We start from the raw sequence: 18,918 nt of genomic DNA on the forward strand, positions 1-18,918 counted from the left end.
TCATTATTTTTAGAAAAAACGTGGAGTGGTCATTTTACTAGTACTTTTGAAAAATTCATATCTTAGAAATATCTCATGAGATCCTGAATTGTAATTGTTCAAATGAGTCGTTTCTCTATCATAAGCATACCCTAGATAAAGTCCCTCAGTAATCTGAAAGCCCACCATAGCACTCAAGGCAGCACTCCATCTATAAGCCAGACCTGCCACAAATTTATCGTTGAACATAAAATTGGCTGATACATCCACTTGCAATGGAGCACCCTCTACCATTTTTGTCAATAGCGCTGGCTTGAATTTGATATACTGGTATTGATCCAAGTCAAACACATAACCAGCGATCAAATAATAATTGATTTTATCTTTATAAATGGCAACATCATTGTCATCGTAGCGCTTGGTTTCGATAAAATTCGGAACCGATAAACCGATATAGGCTTTATTGGAATGCCAGTAAACTCCAGCTCCTACATTGGGAGAAAATTTGTTATTTAAATCTTGAAATTGGGGATCACCCTGATCTACTGGATTTAATTTGGTCACATCCAAATTGAACAAGTTCCCTGTTGCTTTAACTCCAAAAGAGAGCTTAAAATCCGACGATGTTTGTATCGTATACGAAAGATCCGCCGATAAAGTATTTTCATTAGTAGGCCCAATTTTATCATTGATTAAGGAAACCCCCACTCCTAAATTACTATTGTTGATGGGTGTATTAACCGAAAAACTACTGGTTTCAGGCGCGCCATCTAGTCCTACCCATTGGGTACGATATAAACCAAAAACACTCAATGCTCCTCGAGATCCTGCATAAGCTGGATTAATATTGATGGTGTTGTACATATACTGTGTGAATTGAGCATCTTGTTGCGCAGTGCATAGAAACCCCATTAGCATCATCACTATTGTTAAATATTTTATTCTCATATCGTTCTTTTTAATACCCCCATTATAACATCCCTATATTGCTAACAATATATTGAGCGAACTTTTGGAGATGTATCATTACTTATTGAAATTTCTAGCTTGTGGAACAAAATCAATTTCTACTTAAATAGACATAGCCCGCTTTTTTTATAGTTTGTGGTTTAGCCCCTGAATATTTGATGTTTAAAACATAGAAATAAGTTCCTGTAGGAAGGAGTTTATCTTTTGAAATGGTTACTCTTCCTTCCGAATAGCCTTTAAAAACATTTCCATTAGCCCCATAATTGGCTGTTTCAAAAACTTTCACCCCCCAACGATTGTATATTTCTACTGTATTTTCTTCTGCACAGTCCGCTAATCCATCAATTTGGAAATAGTCGTTTTTACCATCATCATTGGGTGAAAAGGCATTATGAACCACTAGAGTACTGCAGGCCAATACGATACCGTCATCTACTCTTGCCGTAGTAAATACATTGTATCCCGAAACATTTATAGGTGTGGTCACTGTTTTGTTAACGCTATCTACAACCCCACCTTCATCAACCCAAAGACGTGTTGCTACGTCCCAACGAACAATATGTATTTCACTCTGTGGTGCCACTAATATGTTTGCTGGTGTGGTTGATGCCTCATCCCAACTCAAGGTTAACATGACATCCGAATTACCGGCCGTTTTATCTAACGTCCAATACTCTTGATCGTTTATGAGTTTAATTGTTTCGGGTTTATCCGAATGCGGATATAGAGCATCTGAATTTTCATAAAAATACTTTCCTGTAAAACTACTCAACAGCTCTTCTGGTGCTGAAATACCAGCAAATCGATATTTGTTTTTATCTCCTATTGGATACGTAAAAGTATCCTTTCCATTTTTTTGTACTTTACCATCTACAAAGCTTACATCGCTAACACTAATAGCCTCAGCTCCTTTTTCAAAAGTTAATAAGCCTCCATAATTATCATCATCAACAATCCCTTGATTAAAATCAGCGGTCCCTGAAACACTTACCTGATTAGATAAATAGAATGCTGGCTGAATGTTGTTGTTTTTAAACTCCGCATGATACCATTCCATTGGTATACTCCCTGAAATTTCTTGAGGACCATCTAATCCTCTCATCCTAGTTATTCCCTTGGTAGCACTAGTGGAGAAAGTAACCAGACCGTCATTATTATAATGACTATAAACAAAAAAATCTCCGTCATTAAACAAATTACCACTGCTCTTATTATCCATAGCACCTACTGTAGACATAATAGTCCCTTCACTTATGTACAAATCACCTGTATTGACTGTCTGGGCAAATAAGGTTCCACTGCACAATGCTAAAAGAGTTAAAAGAATATTTTTATTTTTGGATTTCATAGTTTACTAGTATTAGGTAAAACTTATATCGAGCTTAAACTCTGAATATTTTTTTACGTTATTCGAACATCTTATAAAAAGTAACAATCAATCCTGCCTGATTGTCCCTCGTTAATGTTGAATCTGAAGCGCCGTCGTTATGGTTTAACATGACTTTTACGATCTGATCTGCTGGCAAGGTGAAAAAGTAAGAGAATCTATATCCCTGGATACTTCTTGGATCACCTGCCTCAGAAATAGTAGAGGCTACTTTTAAATCTGAAATAAGTGCATTAGCTGAATTTACAATTGCTGCATTTACAACATACAGCTGATTTATCGCTGCCGTTTCAAATTTGTTACTATAAGCCGCAGTAGTAGGAGACATGCAATCGAAAGTGATATCTACCCGATAAGCCCCTTTAGGTAAAGTAATAGATGGACCTGATGTATAATTCACTCCAACTATCGTATTTACCACTGTCGTATAAGTACTTGGAAATTGCACAATATTAGCTGTTGTAACACCATCGGGGATCAAAGTCAGAGAAACAGTCTCATTGGTCGGCGTATAAGCCGCATACTTCACGTTCAAAATCTGATCCGTTTCTCCTTTTACGATCATTCTTTCCCATCTTAGTCCGGTCCAATAATAATAACCTTTGGGATTAACTCCTCCGATATTATAAATCAAAGATCCTTCAACTGGTGCATTTACGGGACTTACCGCATCGGTTAAACTCCCTAATGTGTACTGTGGTAACAATACTCCTCTATCTGTCGCAGAAACATCCAAAGCTGAAGAAGCCGCGGGAGTTCTGGTATTAATACCTGTTTGCCCCCAACCTAATGCAGAGAAAAACACAAATACTATACATAATTTCTTTCTATACTTGATCATAACATAGAGCGCTGAATGTGAATAAATGAATTTAAAATGTCGATATTACCTCCATACGTACCTCCAGTAACGCGTGCCAGATTGAAACTCATTGTGGTCACTGCTGTAATTTGAAAACTAAAAGAAAAATTGGCTACATGTTGTTTACTATTTGTGGGGCTGCTTGAATTGGATGTTTGATTATCCGGCATCACAAGTCCGTAAGTAGTTGCTCCGTTAGCAAGTTTAGCCGAATAGTAATGTACATTGGTACGAACCGTATTACCAAGTCCATTAGAAGGAACCTCCAATGGGACCTGAATATTTAATGCTACCTGAATAGTATAATTACCTGGAGGCAAAGTAAAGTTGCTTCCACTGGTTGTAAAACCAGGAATACTACTAAATACCTGAATACCACCTAAAAGCGGTGTATAGACCCCTATAGTAGACAAATTAAATCCGCTAACCTTTGTTGTATTTTGAATTACTGCATTGGTTACTGAGTTCTCTTTTGCAGCCATTAAACTCCATGTACCTTTATTCCAGATATAGAAACCTTTTGGTTGTACGGTACCTGTATTGTAAACAATAAGTCCCTCTATTGGATTGACAACTGGGTTAGTAGTGCTAAACAAATCGGTTAAAGCAACTCGTGCTGGTAAAAAAGCCTTACTGGTGCTATTTGATAGGTCTAAAACCGCTGCACTGTTAACTACTTGTTTACCTACTCCTGCAAGACCTTGCGCGTGAACATAGCCATTAAAGACTAGTAAAAAAATCACGATACTATATTTTTTCATGGTTAATTTAATTTCGTTAATTTAATAATAGTACCACTGGCAATTACATTAACCAAATCGTAAAAAGTAGTTCCATCTCTTCTACCTAAATTCAGATCAAGTTCAAATACCTGACCTGCCCCACTTACCGCAAAAGTGTGTAAAAAACGCATTCGATGATCTACTAAAATCTTTGATAGAATAGCACCTTCTACACGAATCCCTGGACTATAGACTCCATAGGTATTTGTGCTTGGATTAAAAGGAAGAATGAAAAGATCACTAAAATAGCCCATATTGTAATAACCATTACTTACTATGGTCCCATTAGTAGACGGGAATGGTGCTGGAGCATTCAATAAATAAGATATCTCTAGTGTATACGTTCCAGGACCTACGGCAATCGCACCATATCCATTGTTATCTAATCTTAAACCTGGCATATAACCCGAGGATATTATTTTAAAATTATTAATAGGAGGGCAAATCGTCTCTTCAACTCCTCTCCCCTTGTCATCTAATAATGCCAAATTATTGATAAGCCCAATAGTCGCAACTTTAGGCGTTTCTTTAAAATATAATTGTTGTATCCAGGCACCACTGGCGGCGTTAGCTGCAACATCCCAGTAATGTAATGTTTGGCTATTAGAAGCGCCACTATTATAAGCTAACAAACCATCCGGCATAACCGCTGCTGTGACCGGCGATTTTGAAGTTAAACTTGTGATATTAAGCCGAGGTACCAATACTCCCTTGCTGGTACTGCTTACTTCAAAAATAGCAGACCCAATCGGATTTCTTGTATTTACTCCTGTCTGTGCATTTAAATTAAATGCAGTGATAAGAAAAACTAAAGAAATGGTTATTACTTTTTCCATGATAATTATTTATAAAGGAGAACTACAGGAGGAAACCCTCCTATAGTTCAATTATTTTATTTCTTAAGTATTAACTTCTCTAACTGTTCTAATCGATCATTGGTTTCTTTAGACGCTTTTTTAAGAGTATCTATTTCTGTTTGTTGTTGATCAATTTTTTCTTTTTGCTCAATGGTGTGCAAGTACAATTCTTCGATTTTCTCCAAACTTTGGATCGTTAATTGTGTCATATCAAACGTATAGCCATTTGCTGCTTTACGTAACTCATCAATTGAAGCTACTCCAGGTAAATGATGGTTCGCTCTAATGAACTCCTTTACATAACTCAATGACTTGAACTCGTAATCAGGATTAATTTCAGATTGACCTACAAAGTATTTTTCGAATACATAATCCGCATACACACTATTTGTTGTCCAGATTTTCCCTGTAGTAGAGATGTCTCCAGCTACGTGAAATTTAGGAGTGATGGTCGTTCCTCCCACTACGAAAGAGGGAATTGTACTTGTTCCAACAGCTACTGTACCTGTTTGGTAAATATTTTCAATATTAGTTGTGGCCTTTACTGTCCCACCTTGTACTTGCCAAGGTTCTAAAGCTGATAGACTTACCGTTCCTGTTGACTGCACACCGTTTATAGTGGACACTAAGTTGTTACCCGAAACCGATAGGACATTAGTATTAATAATAGGTGCTGTAGGTTTTATTCCGTTAACATCACTTGTAAGTGTATTACCAGCAGAAGTTAAATAATGAGAAATAGTTTGAGGCGTAGATGCACCTGCTGGGCCTGTTAGACCAATAGGCCCTTGAGCACCAACTGCTCCAGCATCTCCCTTATCTCCTTTTAATCCTGTTGGACCTGTTAAACCTATAGGACCTTGAGCTCCTACTGCTCCTGTATTTCCAGTATCTCCTTTTAATCCAGTTGCTCCTGTTGGACCTGTTAAACCAGTTGGGCCAGTTGGGCCAGTTAAACCAATAGGACCTTGAGCTCCTACTGCTCCTGTATTTCCAGTATCTCCTTTTAATCCGGTTGCTCCTGTTGGACCAGTTAATCCAATAGGGCCTTGAGCTCCTACTGCTCCTGTATTTCCAATATCTCCTTTTAATCCAGTTGCTCCTGTTGGGCCAGTTAAACCAGTTGGGCCAGTTAAACCAATAGGACCTTGAGCTCCTACTGCTCCTGTATTTCCAATATCTCCTTTTAATCCGGTTGCTCCTGTTGGACCAGTTAAACCAGTTGGGCCAGTTAAACCAATAGGACCTTGAGCTCCTACTGCTCCTGTATTTCCAATATCTCCTTTTAATCCAGTTGCTCCTGTTGGACCAGTTAAACCAGTTGGACCAGTTAAACCAGTTGGGCCAGTTAAACCAATAGGACCTTGAGCTCCTACTGCTCCAGTATTTCCAGTATCTCCTTTTAATCCTGTTGCTCCTATTGGACCTGTTGGACCAGTTGGGCCAGTTAAACCAATAGGACCTTGAGCTCCTACTGCTCCTGTATTTCCAATATCTCCTTTTAATCCAGTTGCTCCTGTTGGACCAGTTAAACCAGTTGGGCCAGTTAAACCAATAGGACCTTGAGCTCCTACTGCTCCTGTATTTCCAGTATCTCCTTTTAATCCAGTTGCTCCTATTGGACCTGTTGGACCAGTTAAACCAATAGGACCTTGAGCTCCCACTGCTCCTGTATTTCCAATATCTCCTTTTAATCCAGTTGCTCCTGTTGGACCAGTTAAACCAGTTGGGCCAGTTAAACCAATAGGACCTTGAGCTCCTACTGCTCCTGTATTTCCAGTATCTCCTTTTAATCCTGTTGCTCCTATTGGACCTGTTGGACCAGTTGGGCCAGTTAAACCAATAGGACCTTGAGCTCCTACTGCTCCTGTATTTCCAGTATCTCCTTTTAATCCTGTTGATCCTATTGGACCTGTTGGACCAGTTAATCCAATAGGGCCTTGAGCTCCTACTGCTCCTGTATTTCCAGTATCTCCTTTTAATCCTGTTGCTCCTATTGGACCTGTTGGACCAGTTAATCCAATAGGGCCTTGAGCTCCTACTGCTCCTGTATTTCCAATATCTCCTTTTAATCCAGTTGCTCCTGTTGGACCAGTTAAACCAGTTGGGCCAGTTAAACCAATAGGTCCTTGAGCACCTACAGCTCCAGCATCTCCTTTTAATCCCGTTGGACCTGTTAGACCAATAGAACCTTGAGCACCTTCTGCTCCAGTATCTCCCTTATCTCCTTTTAATCCAGTTGGACCTGTTAAACCAATAGTACCTTGAGCACCTACTGCTCCAGTATCTCCTTTTAATCCAGTTGGACCAGTTAGACCAATAGGCCCTTGAGCGCCTACTGCTCCAGTATCTCCCTTATCTCCTTTTAATCCATCAATACCATTTGTTCCAGCTAAACCATCAACTCCATTAGTACCATTTTTAATAGTAACTGAATTTCCTGAACCATCAGTAATAGTGGAACTACCATCTCCGTTATCAACTACAGTAACTGATTTACCATCAACTCCATTTGTTCCGTTTGTTCCGTCAACACCATTAGTACCATTTTTAATAGTAACTGTGTTTCCAGAACCATCTGTAATGGTTGAACTTCCATCTCCATTATCTACTACAGTAACTGATTTACCATCAACTCCATTTGTTCCGTTTGTTCCGTCAACACCGTTAGTACCATTTTTAATAGTAACTGAATTTCCTGAACCATCTGTAATGGTTGAACTACCATCTCCGTTATCTACTACAGTAACTGATTTACCATCAACTCCATTTGTTCCGTTTGTTCCGTCAACACCGTTTGTTCCATTTGTTCCGTCAACACCGTTAGTACCATTTTTAATAGTAATTGAATTTCCAGAACCATCAGTAATGGTTGAACTACCATCTCCATTATCTACTACAGTAACTGATTTACCATCAACACCGTTTGTTCCATTTGTTCCGTCAACACCGTTTGTTCCATTTGTTCCGTCAACACCGTTAGTACCATTTTTAATAGTAACTGAATTTCCAGAACCATCGGTAATGGTTGAGCTTCCATCTCCATTATCTACTACAGTAACTGATTTACCATCAACTCCGTTCGTACCGTTTTTAACAGTAACTGTGTTTCCAGAACCATCGGTAATGGTTGAACTACCATCTCCATTATCTACTACAGTAACTGATTTACCATCAACTCCATTTGTTCCGTTTGTTCCGTCAACACCGTTAGTACCATTTTTAATAGTAACTGAATTTCCAGCACCATCAGTAATGGTTGAACTACCATCTCCATTATCTACTACAGTAACTGATTTACCATCAACACCGTTAGTGCCATTTTTAACAGTAACTGTGTTTCCAGCACCATCAGTAATGGTTGAGCTTCCATCTCCATTATCTACTACAGTAACTGATTTACCATCAACTCCGTTCGTACCGTTTTTAACAGTAACTGTGTTTCCAGAACCATCGGTAATGGTTGAACTACCATCTCCGTTATCTACTACAGTAACTGATTTACCATCAACTCCATTTATTCCGTTTGTTCCGTCAACACCGTTAGTACCATTTTTAACAGTAACTGTGTTTCCAGCACCATCAGTAATGGTTGAACTACCATCTCCGTTATCTACTACAGTAACTGATTTACCGTCAGTACCATTTGTTCCGTTTGTTCCGTCAACACCGTTAGTACCATTTTTAATAGTAACTGAATTTCCAGAACCATCAGTAATAGTTGAACTACCATCTCCGTTATCTACTACAGTAACTGATTCACCATCAACACCGTTAGTACCATTTTTAACAGTAACTGTGTTTCCAGCACCATCGGTAATGGTTGAACTTCCATCTCCATTATCAACTACAGTAACTGATTTACCATCAGTACCATTTGTTCCGTTTGTTCCGTCAACACCGTTAGTACCATTTTTAACAGTAACTGAATTTCCAGCACCATCAGTAATGGTTGAACTACCATCTCCATTATCTACTACAGTAACTGATTTACCATCAACACCGTTAGTGCCATTTTTAACAGTAACTGTGTTTCCAGCACCATCGGTAATAGTTGAACTACCATCTCCGTTATCGACTACAGTAACTGACTTACCATCAGTACCATTTGTTCCGTTTGTTCCGTCAACACCGTTAGTACCATTTTTAATAGTAACTGTGTTTCCAGCACCATCAGTAATGGTTGAACTACCATCTCCGTTATCTACTACAGTAACTGATTTACCATCAACTCCGTTTGTTCCATTTGTTCCGTCAACACCGTTAGTACCATTTTTAATAGTAACTGAATTTCCAGAACCATCAGTAATGGTTGAGCTTCCATCTCCATTATCTACTACAGTAACTGATTTACCATCAACTCCGTTCGTACCGTTTTTAACAGTAACTGTGTTTCCAGAACCATCGGTAATGGTTGAACTACCATCTCCGTTATCTACTACAGTAACTGATTTACCATCAACTCCGTTCGTACCGTTTTTAACAGTAACTGTGTTTCCAGAACCATCGGTAATGGTTGAACTACCATCTCCGTTATCTACTACAGTAACTGATTTACCATCAGTACCATTTGTTCCATTTGTTCCGTCAACACCGTTAGTACCATTTTTAATAGTAACTGTGTTTCCAGCACCATCAGTAATGGTTGAACTACCATCTCCGTTATCTACTACAGTAACTGATTTACCATCAACTCCATTTGTTCCGTTTGTTCCGTCAACACCGTTAGTACCATTTTTAATAGTAACTGAATTTCCAGCACCATCAGTAATGGTTGAACTACCATCTCCATTATCTACTACAGTAACTGATTTACCATCAACACCGTTAGTGCCATTTTTAACAGTAACTGTGTTTCCAGCACCATCAGTAATGGTTGAGCTTCCATCTCCATTATCTACTACAGTAACTGATTTACCATCAACTCCGTTCGTACCGTTTTTAACAGTAACTGTGTTTCCAGAACCATCGGTAATGGTTGAACTACCATCTCCGTTATCTACTACAGTAACTGATTTACCATCAACTCCATTTATTCCGTTTGTTCCGTCAACACCGTTAGTACCATTTTTAACAGTAACTGTGTTTCCAGCACCATCAGTAATGGTTGAACTACCATCTCCGTTATCTACTACAGTAACTGATTTACCGTCAGTACCATTTGTTCCGTTTGTTCCGTCAACACCGTTAGTACCATTTTTAATAGTAACTGAATTTCCAGAACCATCAGTAATAGTTGAACTACCATCTCCGTTATCTACTACAGTAACTGATTCACCATCAACACCGTTAGTACCATTTTTAACAGTAACTGTGTTTCCAGCACCATCGGTAATGGTTGAACTTCCATCTCCATTATCAACTACAGTAACTGATTTACCATCAGTACCATTTGTTCCGTTTGTTCCGTCAACACCGTTAGTACCATTTTTAACAGTAACTGAATTTCCAGCACCATCAGTAATGGTTGAACTACCATCTCCATTATCTACTACAGTAACTGATTTACCATCAACACCGTTAGTGCCATTTTTAACAGTAACTGTGTTTCCAGCACCATCGGTAATAGTTGAACTACCATCTCCGTTATCGACTACAGTAACTGACTTACCATCAGTACCATTTGTTCCGTTTGTTCCGTCAACACCGTTAGTACCATTTTTAATAGTAACTGTGTTTCCAGCACCATCAGTAATGGTTGAACTACCATCTCCGTTATCTACTACAGTAACTGATTTACCGTCAGTACCATTTGTTCCGTTTGTTCCGTCAACACCGTTAGTACCATTTTTAATAGTAACTGAATTTCCAGAACCATCAGTAATGGTTGAGCTTCCATCTCCATTATCTACTACAGTAACTGATTTACCATCAACTCCGTTCGTACCGTTTTTAACAGTAACTGTGTTTCCAGAACCATCGGTAATGGTTGAACTACCATCTCCGTTATCTACTACAGTAACTGATTTACCATCAACTCCGTTCGTACCGTTTTTAACAGTAACTGTGTTTCCAGAACCATCGGTAATGGTTGAACTACCATCTCCGTTATCTACTACAGTAACTGATTTACCATCAGTACCATTTGTTCCGTTTGTTCCGTCAACACCGTTAGTACCATTTTTAATAGTAACTGAATTTCCAGAACCATCAGTAATAGTTGAACTACCATCTCCGTTATCTACTACAGTAACTGATTTACCGTCAGTACCATTTGTTCCGTTTGTTCCATCAACACCGTTAGTACCATTTTTAATAGTAACTGAATTTCCTGAACCATCAGTAATGGTTGAACTACCATCTCCATTATCAACTACAGTAACTGACCTTCCGTCAACTCCATTTGTACCGTCAACACCATCTTCACCTTTTGGGCCTTTGATATTGCCTGTGCTTACCCAAGTATCTCCTTGTTTAACATACACATCTCCAGTACTATTATCAATATAAGTATCACCATCTTTCCCTGGAGTAGTAGCTCCTGGTGCTCCGGTGCCTCCAGTAATTGATTGACCATCAAGTCCATCTTTACCATCTTCACCATCTTCACCTTTCGGACCTTTGATATTTCCTGTATTAACCCAAGTATCTCCTTGTTTAACATATACATTTCCAGTACTATTATCAACGTAAGTATCCCCATCTTTACCTGGAGTAGTAGCTCCTGGTGCTCCGCTGCCTCCAGTAATTGATTGACCATCAAGTCCATCTTTACCATCTTTACCATCTTCACCTTTCGGACCTTTGATATTTCCTGTAATTACCCAAGTATCTCCTTGTTTAACATAAACATCTCCAGTGCTATTATCTACATAACTATCTCCGTCTTTCCCTGGAGTTGTTGCTCCTGGTGCTCCAGTTCCTCCAGTAATAGATTTTCCATCAATACCGTCATCACCTTTAGGGCCTTTGATGTTTCCTGTAATTACCCAAGTATCTCCTTGTTTAACATAAACATCTCCAGTGCTATTATCTACATAAGTATCTCCGTCTTTCCCTGGAGTTGTTGCTCCTGGCGCTCCAGTTCCTCCAGTAATAGATTTTCCATCAATACCGTCATCACCTTTTGGGCCTTTGATATTTCCTGTAGTTACCCAAGTATCTCCTTGTTTAACATAAACATCTCCAGTGCTATTATCTACATAAGTATCTCCATCTTTCCCTGGAGTTGTAACTCCTGGTGCTCCAGTTCCTCCAGTAATTGATTGACCATCAAGTCCATCTTTACCATCTTCACCTTTTGGGCCTTTGATGTTTCCTGTATTTACCCAAGTATCTCCTTGTTTAACATATACATTTCCAGTACTATTATCAACGTAAGTATCCCCATCTTTCCCTGGAGTAGTAGCTCCTGGTACTCCAGTATCTCCGGTAATTGACTTACCGTCAATTCCATTAGTTCCTGGTATCCCTTGCAAACCTGAACCTAAATTAATAGTTACTGCTGTCCCAGTTTCATTTGTATAAGTAACTGTCCCATTCTTATTGTCAACTAATGTTGTAATGGTTTCAGTACCTGCAGTACCTAGTCTGTACCATTTATCAATGTACCAGTAATAATAACCAGGCTGGATGTCATTAATCGTTTGCGTATTAAAAACCAAAAGGCTATTTACATTTCCAGCACTAATAGTAACTTTATCTACAGTACTAGTTAACGCAACTCTAGGTATGAGTATACCTTTATTTAATGCAACGACATCAAGCTGACTTGATGCATTAGGTAATTGCGTTCCAATACCTACTTGTGCATGACCCCAAAATCCAAACCCTGTTAAGAAGAGTAATAAGTAATAATTTTTCATAAAAAATATTTTAAAAAACAATTAATTTCAACAAGAAATCGATCAAATAGAAAAACTCAGAAAATGATCAATCCTCATTTTTTAAAAACACGATTAATTTTTTTTTAGATTTGGGGTCTATAGAAAAGATTTTAAAATCCTATCAATTAATCATTTGGCAAATGTAAATGGGTGAAAATCAAAAATATGTAGAATTCAAAACCACAACGTGTAGAACTTTTTCTACAAAATATTTTGATTGAAAAAATAGCGATACTGCTCTCAATTGATTTAATGATAGCCAATACTAAGGCGCATGAACTTACTTTGGGAAATAAGCACAGTACATCTTGACAGCCTAATTTTAAAAAAGGCCGGAGTTATAAACAACCGTTAAATTGCGAAGTGAATCTCCGACATAGCGGAGAAAAAAATATACAAGGGTATATCAATAGTACAAAAAACAAGGAAACCAGTCTTACTGCTTCCTATTATTAAGCTGTCATATCTAAAGATGAAAGACAGGGAATTATTTTAATCAATTGCTTTGAACGATCTTCAATTATGGCATTTGGCGCTTTTTTCTTCAAGTATTCGATACCTTTATCACGCGAAAATCTATCCTTAAACTTTTTGCTTACTCCAATAATCTTTCCATTGAAAGCCTTCAAATTAAAAAAGGTTTCATTGTTTAAAGCTGTCTTCCTAAAAAATTTTATGTTGTCTTGTGAATTACGCCTTACAGACTCAATTCCTTTTATACACATCAATTTTCTTGTGTATCCACCACTACTAAGGATCACTTTACCTTTTTTATCTATAAAATCAAACTGAAATTCTCCATTTGACTTTTTATAAATTATAAATTTTTCCATTTCAAAATTATTTGCTTCTAAATTGATTATTGATTTCGGTAGTAACTACTAACAAAGACTCAATCATTAAAAATTATTTTAAAAGTAGTCCCTTTACCTACCTGACTCTCAACTGTAACTGATCCATTCATAGACTCGATCTGGTTTTTTGTAATATATAGGCCAATACCATTGGCTTTCTCATGTTTATGAAATGTCTTATACATTCCAAATAAAAGATGCCCGTATTTTTCGAGATCTATTCCCAAACCATTATCCTTTATAGTCAATACTTTTTTCCCGCTTTCGAGAAAAAAATTGAATTCAATGATTAAGAATTCATTAGGTTTGGCATACTTGATTGCATTTGTACATAAATTTTGCAAAACACTTTCAAGATAGGCAGGGTTAAAATTGATTGTAGCATCAGCGGGAATATTGTTTACAATGGTGGCATTGTTACGATGACTATAGGCACTAACAATATTGAGCACTCTACTTAGATAGGTACTTAAATTCAACGGTTCAACTACAATATCAGTGTTATTATGAATATTAACTATTTGAGATAAATCTTCAATTGTTCGGTTCAAATCGTTAGAAACAGTACGCAAGTACTTCATCGTCTCACGCTTTTGAGCAAAATTTTCCTCTAAGTCAATCATATCTAGCAGTAATTTGAAGTTCCCAGCATGTGAATTCAAATTATGAGAGGCGATATGAGAAAAATTCAATAACCTATTATTTTTTTCATTGTATGCCTCCATCTTTTTCATTAACTCCAACTCTTTTCCTTTTTGAGCCGAAACATCTGTATGGGTTCCAATAACCTTTAATGGCTTACCACTAGCATCACGTTCAATAACTTTACCCCTATTAAGGATCCATTTGTATTTCTTATCGGTAGTTAATACACGATGAAAATTTTCGAAATATGCCCTTTTATTATCGTAATGATCACAAATAGCCGTGTAATAGGCCCCCAAATCATCAGGATGCACAATTTCATTCCAACTTTCTGGACTATCAAGCCCCTCAAGAGATTCTAGTTCTAATATTTTTAAAGATTGTGGAGAATAAAAAACAGTATTGGCTTTCAAGTCCCAATCCCAGGCGCCAGAATCAGAAGTTTCTAAAGCAAATTTAAAGGACTCTTCCGCTACTTTAAGTTTCAACTCCTGTGTCTTTACATCAGTTATATCTTCAATCCTTCCGTAAAAGGCAACACTTTGATCACTATTGGATTCTCTTTTTGACGACATCTTAAACCAACGCAGTCCTTTTAAAGGCAATTGCACTCGGAAAACAGCATTCCATTTCTTCCCTTTTTTTATGGAATCTATCAAAGACCGTTTCACTGATTTTTTATCTTCCTGGTGTATTCGATCGTACACAGAAAGTATGGTATTGGAAAAAACATCATCTACTAAAATTTCAAATAATTGATATGCAGAGGCATTTATAAATGGCATATCATAATCATTATCTTCTGAAATGGTTAAAACAAAAAGTGCATCTTGAATTTCATTGAATAACTTAGACTTTAAGTCATTAACCGTTTTATTCTTTTGGTTTCTATAAAAATCCACTTCCATATTTATAATTTAATAACATACATTAATTCCAAGCTCCCTATTTGATCCCATTAACACTTATTATTTAAAGGTTTATATACTACTGCTTGCCCTAACGGTATATTGAGTATACTTTCTTTTATATAAAAGCCCAACTGGTTAAACATTTCTGATCGAATCATTGAAGTATCCAATAAAAACAGATCATCTAAATCAATTAAAACATCTAAAACTCTTTTATTAAAAACACAAACGATAAGAGGGGTTTGCTTTCCGTACAATTTAAAAAAATCAACTAAGTCTTCTTCGATATAAATAACATACACGATTACAGAGTAGTCGTTTAATTGTGTATTGATGTTTTTAAAATCCCTACAAACATCAAAAATCAAAACGTCCTGAAATTTATATTTCAGAAATTTTGAAAAGCTTTTCTGATTGCCATACAGCAGTGCTCTTTTTTTCATCCTCTCTCCATTACATTTTGAATCAAATTCTATTCTCTACACTCACTGAGGCTCAAAAATTAAAGTCATCCAACGCTTCACACTGACTAGAAGGCATCCTCATCAATTGGATAAAAGGAGAAATTTCATTGCGTTTTTTTTGTAAAAAATAATATAGCTTAAGGTCAATCTTCCAAACATTCTCTCGCTAAATCTCCCAAACATTCTCTCTCCTTTATCACTTCTTATTCAACTTAGGTCAACTCGATATTTCTAAAGTACAGTATTAGCATTTTGTTGGTCAGACGGCTTGTTTTCAAAAAACTTTGACCCACTTTGCATCAATCCAAAAACACAAATTAAAGCCGTCTGCTACAACAACAACAAAATCAAAAAATAAAAAAAAATGTTTCAATCGCGCTGAAAAAGCAGATTGTTTCGGGCAATCTTTTATGCTAATGATTTCAGACAATACAAAAATACCCCCAATAAAATCAATAGTTTATAGTATAAGTGACGGGCCTTTGTAGAATTGTTTCTACAAAAAAATGTAGCAACTTACTATTGAATTAAAAGCAAAAAACCAGGTGATAAATCCCTGGTTTCTGTTTTGTTATTATTCCAATAAAAGTGTCTAATGGAGTTTCAAGTAACACTCCTAAATACAGCACTGTTACTCATCAAAGTACAGCTGAAAAAACTTAATTAAATCCGCTAAATTGTCTATTTCTAATTTTTCAAAAATTCTATTTTTATAGGTACTAACTGTAGTTTTCTTTATCTTCAATAATTCCAATATCTCCAAATTCCCGTAGCCTTTTATCAATAATTGTGCTACTTCTATCTCCCTATTAGACAATAAATCTAAGGGATTGGTTGGCTTTTTTGACATATAGGAATCCAAAATTTTGTCCTTTATATTCTGGCTAATATACTTTCCTGTAGAAATCATCGTATTGATTGCATATTTCATTTCATCTTCAGAAGTTTCCTTATTTAAATACCCAGCAGCTCCGGCATTCAAATACCGCATCGCATAAATATTTTCATCATAAGCCGAAAAAATCAATATTTTAATATTGGGTCTAATGGCTTTTATTTCGGATATAATATTCAAGCTATTTCCATCAGGAAAATTCACATCCAAAATTAACAAGTCTACTTCTACTTCTTTTAAGATATTAAAAGTGTCTTTAAAATTTCCTGCTTTATAAATCTTAGCATTTAAAAATAACTCTTTTACAATTAGAGAGACACCTTGTCTTACCACACTATGATCATCTGCAATTAGAAAACTATAGTTACCTGAGGACGATTTCTTTTCCATCTGTGTAAATTTATTTTTGTAAAACTCCATCTAACTTACTTCCTTTTTTGAATTGCAAATACAACATCTACAGATTCTCATTTTCCTATTAAACTAAACTTAATACTAAATTAAATACCACCTTTGTTCCTTTTCTTTCTTGGCTTTGGACATCAATTTCTCCACCAAACAACTCAACAATTTCTTTACAGAGATTCAGTCCTAAACCTACTCCTAAATCATTCACTTTACCCGAAACTGCACCTTGATAATACAGTTCAAATATATTATTCAAATCATTCTGTGAAATACCCACTCCATTATCTTTAATTTCAACTTTTAAATTTAATTTCCGATCTAAGCTCTTTTCCACATTTAACGTAATTAAGATCAGCCCATTTTTAGTAAACTTACTAGCATTACCAATGAGGTTGTAAAAAAGCTGATGAATTTTGATGGGATCTGAAAAAACCTGATATTCCTCAAGCATATTGGACTTAACCTCCATCTTATTTCCTTTGCTCTCTACCAACGAACTCATCGACGAAATAATTTGATCTATTTCACTCTTTAAGTTAAATGCACTGTTTTTTAATGCGGGTTTATAATTCTCATCCTTGGAATATTCTAATATTTGATTTGCTAAAAGAAGCAATGAGTTTGTTGTAAATTCAATAGAGTTAAACGTTTCCTTTATTTCATTATCTTTTATCGAAGAACTTATCATTTTACTGTAAATAGAAATGATACTTAAAGGCGATCTAATCTCATGACTGATCATTCCCATAATTCTATTTTTAAAATTCAAGCTTTGTCTAATTTGATCCTGGGCAGCAGTTAATTTCTTTTCATACTCAAAAGCTATTTTGGTAAAACTCAGAAGAACCAATGAAATAATCAACATCAAGACAATCAAAATTACTATAGAATAATTTCTAACTAACTTATTGGATTGATATTGATCCTGCAACTTTTTCTGAATACCTTCTTGAAGCACATTCAACGATTTATTGTAACCCGGCATCACTACACCTTCTAATTCCAATAACCTATTATTAAGTTCTGTTAACTTTGCATCCTGATCACTTAAACTGGTAAACGACTTTTTTAAGTTCTTAAATTCATTTTCATAGTATTTATTGGTAGTCGAAAATAGATTGGCAATCTGATCCTCTATACTTCCCGAAATCACTTTATCATTATACTTCATGGTAACAGTAATATTTAACTGTTCCTTCTGCACATCCATTCTTCCGGCAAAGGCATCACCTAATCTAGAAAACAAGCCCTTTCGCGATACACTATCTACCTTGATGTAAGAATCCGTTTTAACACTATCTAGAATTTTCTTGTATTCAAATTTATTGAGTTTAAACTCTTTAGCAGGATTACTTTTAATGGGATTGATTTGCGTTTCAATAATTGAATCAATATCCGCTTTTAAATGCATAATATTTGCCTCAGAAATATTCCTTTGCATTAACACCTTCATAAAGTCTCTATTATCTTTTGTAATAAAGCTTAGGCTATCTATTAACGTCCTTATCTCTTGCAGAGATAAAGTATACTGCTCTAGAGAAGCCTTATCCTTATTCGTTGTATAATTATTAAAGCTCTTTTGAGAATCAATAAATGAATCATTAATCTTACTTGTAAAATGCGAAATTTTATTCAAGGACTGCATGGAGTCCAAAGCCTTTGTCGCTTGCTCATCCTTTGTGGAATCAGTATACCAAATGATAACCGCAATTAATTGCAAAAAAATAACACAGGCTAACAAGCTATAGTGAATTATTTTTCTTTGTCTAAATTTCAGTTTCAATAAACCAACTGTATTAGTACTCTTTGAATGTTCTTTTATCAAAATCCGTATTATTTTAAATGATACCAAAATAAGCTCCGATTAGATCGACAACTTATTAACTTTTTAAGTAGGTACTTTAGAAGTGCCATCACGATTGATGTACTACATTTTGGATAAATATTATCTTTAGAAATTAAGTTCACACTGTAAACAAAACGCTAATGTTGACACGTCTTTTTCTTCATATAAAAAAACTAGTTTTTGGTACCGCTGCCTAGAAAAATCCCAGCAGATTCAATACAAACTATAACGAC

The 18,918-nt window shown here is 36.2% G+C and carries 11 protein-coding genes; all 11 read right to left on the minus strand.

The annotated features are described in order from the left end of the window. Window positions 1-9: 9 nt before the first annotated feature. Window positions 10-927, minus strand: a complete 918-nt coding sequence (locus tag AC51AA_RS07325; RefSeq protein ID WP_500705233.1) for a PorP/SprF family type IX secretion system membrane protein — start codon at window positions 925-927, stop codon at window positions 10-12. A 112-nt stretch (window positions 928-1,039) separates the two neighbouring features. Further along, window positions 1,040-2,296, minus strand: coding sequence for a T9SS type B sorting domain-containing protein (locus AC51AA_RS07330; RefSeq protein WP_500705235.1), 1,257 nt, complete (start codon window positions 2,294-2,296; stop codon window positions 1,040-1,042). Window positions 2,297-2,354: 58 nt separating this feature from the next. Beyond that, complete coding sequence (locus AC51AA_RS07335) at window positions 2,355-3,176, minus strand: phage tail-like protein (protein WP_500705237.1); 822 nt, start codon at window positions 3,174-3,176, stop codon at window positions 2,355-2,357. Beyond that, window positions 3,173-3,958 carry a phage tail-like protein gene (locus AC51AA_RS07340; RefSeq protein ID WP_500705239.1) on the minus strand — a complete coding sequence of 262 codons (786 nt, stop codon included), beginning with the start codon at window positions 3,956-3,958 and terminating at the stop codon, window positions 3,173-3,175. Before AC51AA_RS07340 ends, AC51AA_RS07335 begins: the two co-directional genes overlap by 4 nt. Before the next feature lie 2 nt (window positions 3,959-3,960). Then, entirely contained in the window at window positions 3,961-4,815 is an 855-nt protein-coding gene (locus tag AC51AA_RS07345; RefSeq protein WP_500705241.1) for a phage tail-like protein, read from the minus strand. 56 nt (window positions 4,816-4,871) lie between these two features. After that, on the minus strand, window positions 4,872-12,641 hold the full coding sequence (locus tag AC51AA_RS07350) for a phage tail-like protein (RefSeq protein ID WP_500705243.1): 7,770 nt from the start codon (window positions 12,639-12,641) through the stop codon (window positions 4,872-4,874). A gap of 473 nt (window positions 12,642-13,114) precedes the next feature. Further along, window positions 13,115-13,495 (minus strand): YegP family protein, encoded by a 381-nt coding sequence (locus AC51AA_RS07355; RefSeq protein WP_500705245.1) that lies wholly within the window; start codon window positions 13,493-13,495, stop codon window positions 13,115-13,117. A gap of 59 nt (window positions 13,496-13,554) precedes the next feature. Next, a complete protein-coding gene (locus AC51AA_RS07360) occupies window positions 13,555-15,069 on the minus strand; it encodes a PAS domain-containing sensor histidine kinase (protein WP_500705247.1) in 1,515 nt (504 codons plus the stop codon). A gap of 50 nt (window positions 15,070-15,119) precedes the next feature. After that, window positions 15,120-15,515, minus strand: coding sequence for a hypothetical protein (locus tag AC51AA_RS07365; RefSeq protein WP_500705249.1), 396 nt, complete (start codon window positions 15,513-15,515; stop codon window positions 15,120-15,122). 652 nt (window positions 15,516-16,167) lie between these two features. Then, a complete protein-coding gene (locus tag AC51AA_RS07370) occupies window positions 16,168-16,821 on the minus strand; it encodes a response regulator transcription factor (RefSeq protein ID WP_500705251.1) in 654 nt (217 codons plus the stop codon). Between the two features lie 88 nt (window positions 16,822-16,909). Beyond that, on the minus strand, window positions 16,910-18,664 hold the full coding sequence (locus AC51AA_RS07375; protein ID WP_500705253.1) for a sensor histidine kinase: 1,755 nt from the start codon (window positions 18,662-18,664) through the stop codon (window positions 16,910-16,912). Window positions 18,665-18,918 lie beyond the last annotated feature (254 nt).

Source organism: Flavobacterium sp. OHVDL-2026-0007 (genome assembly GCF_059882335.1).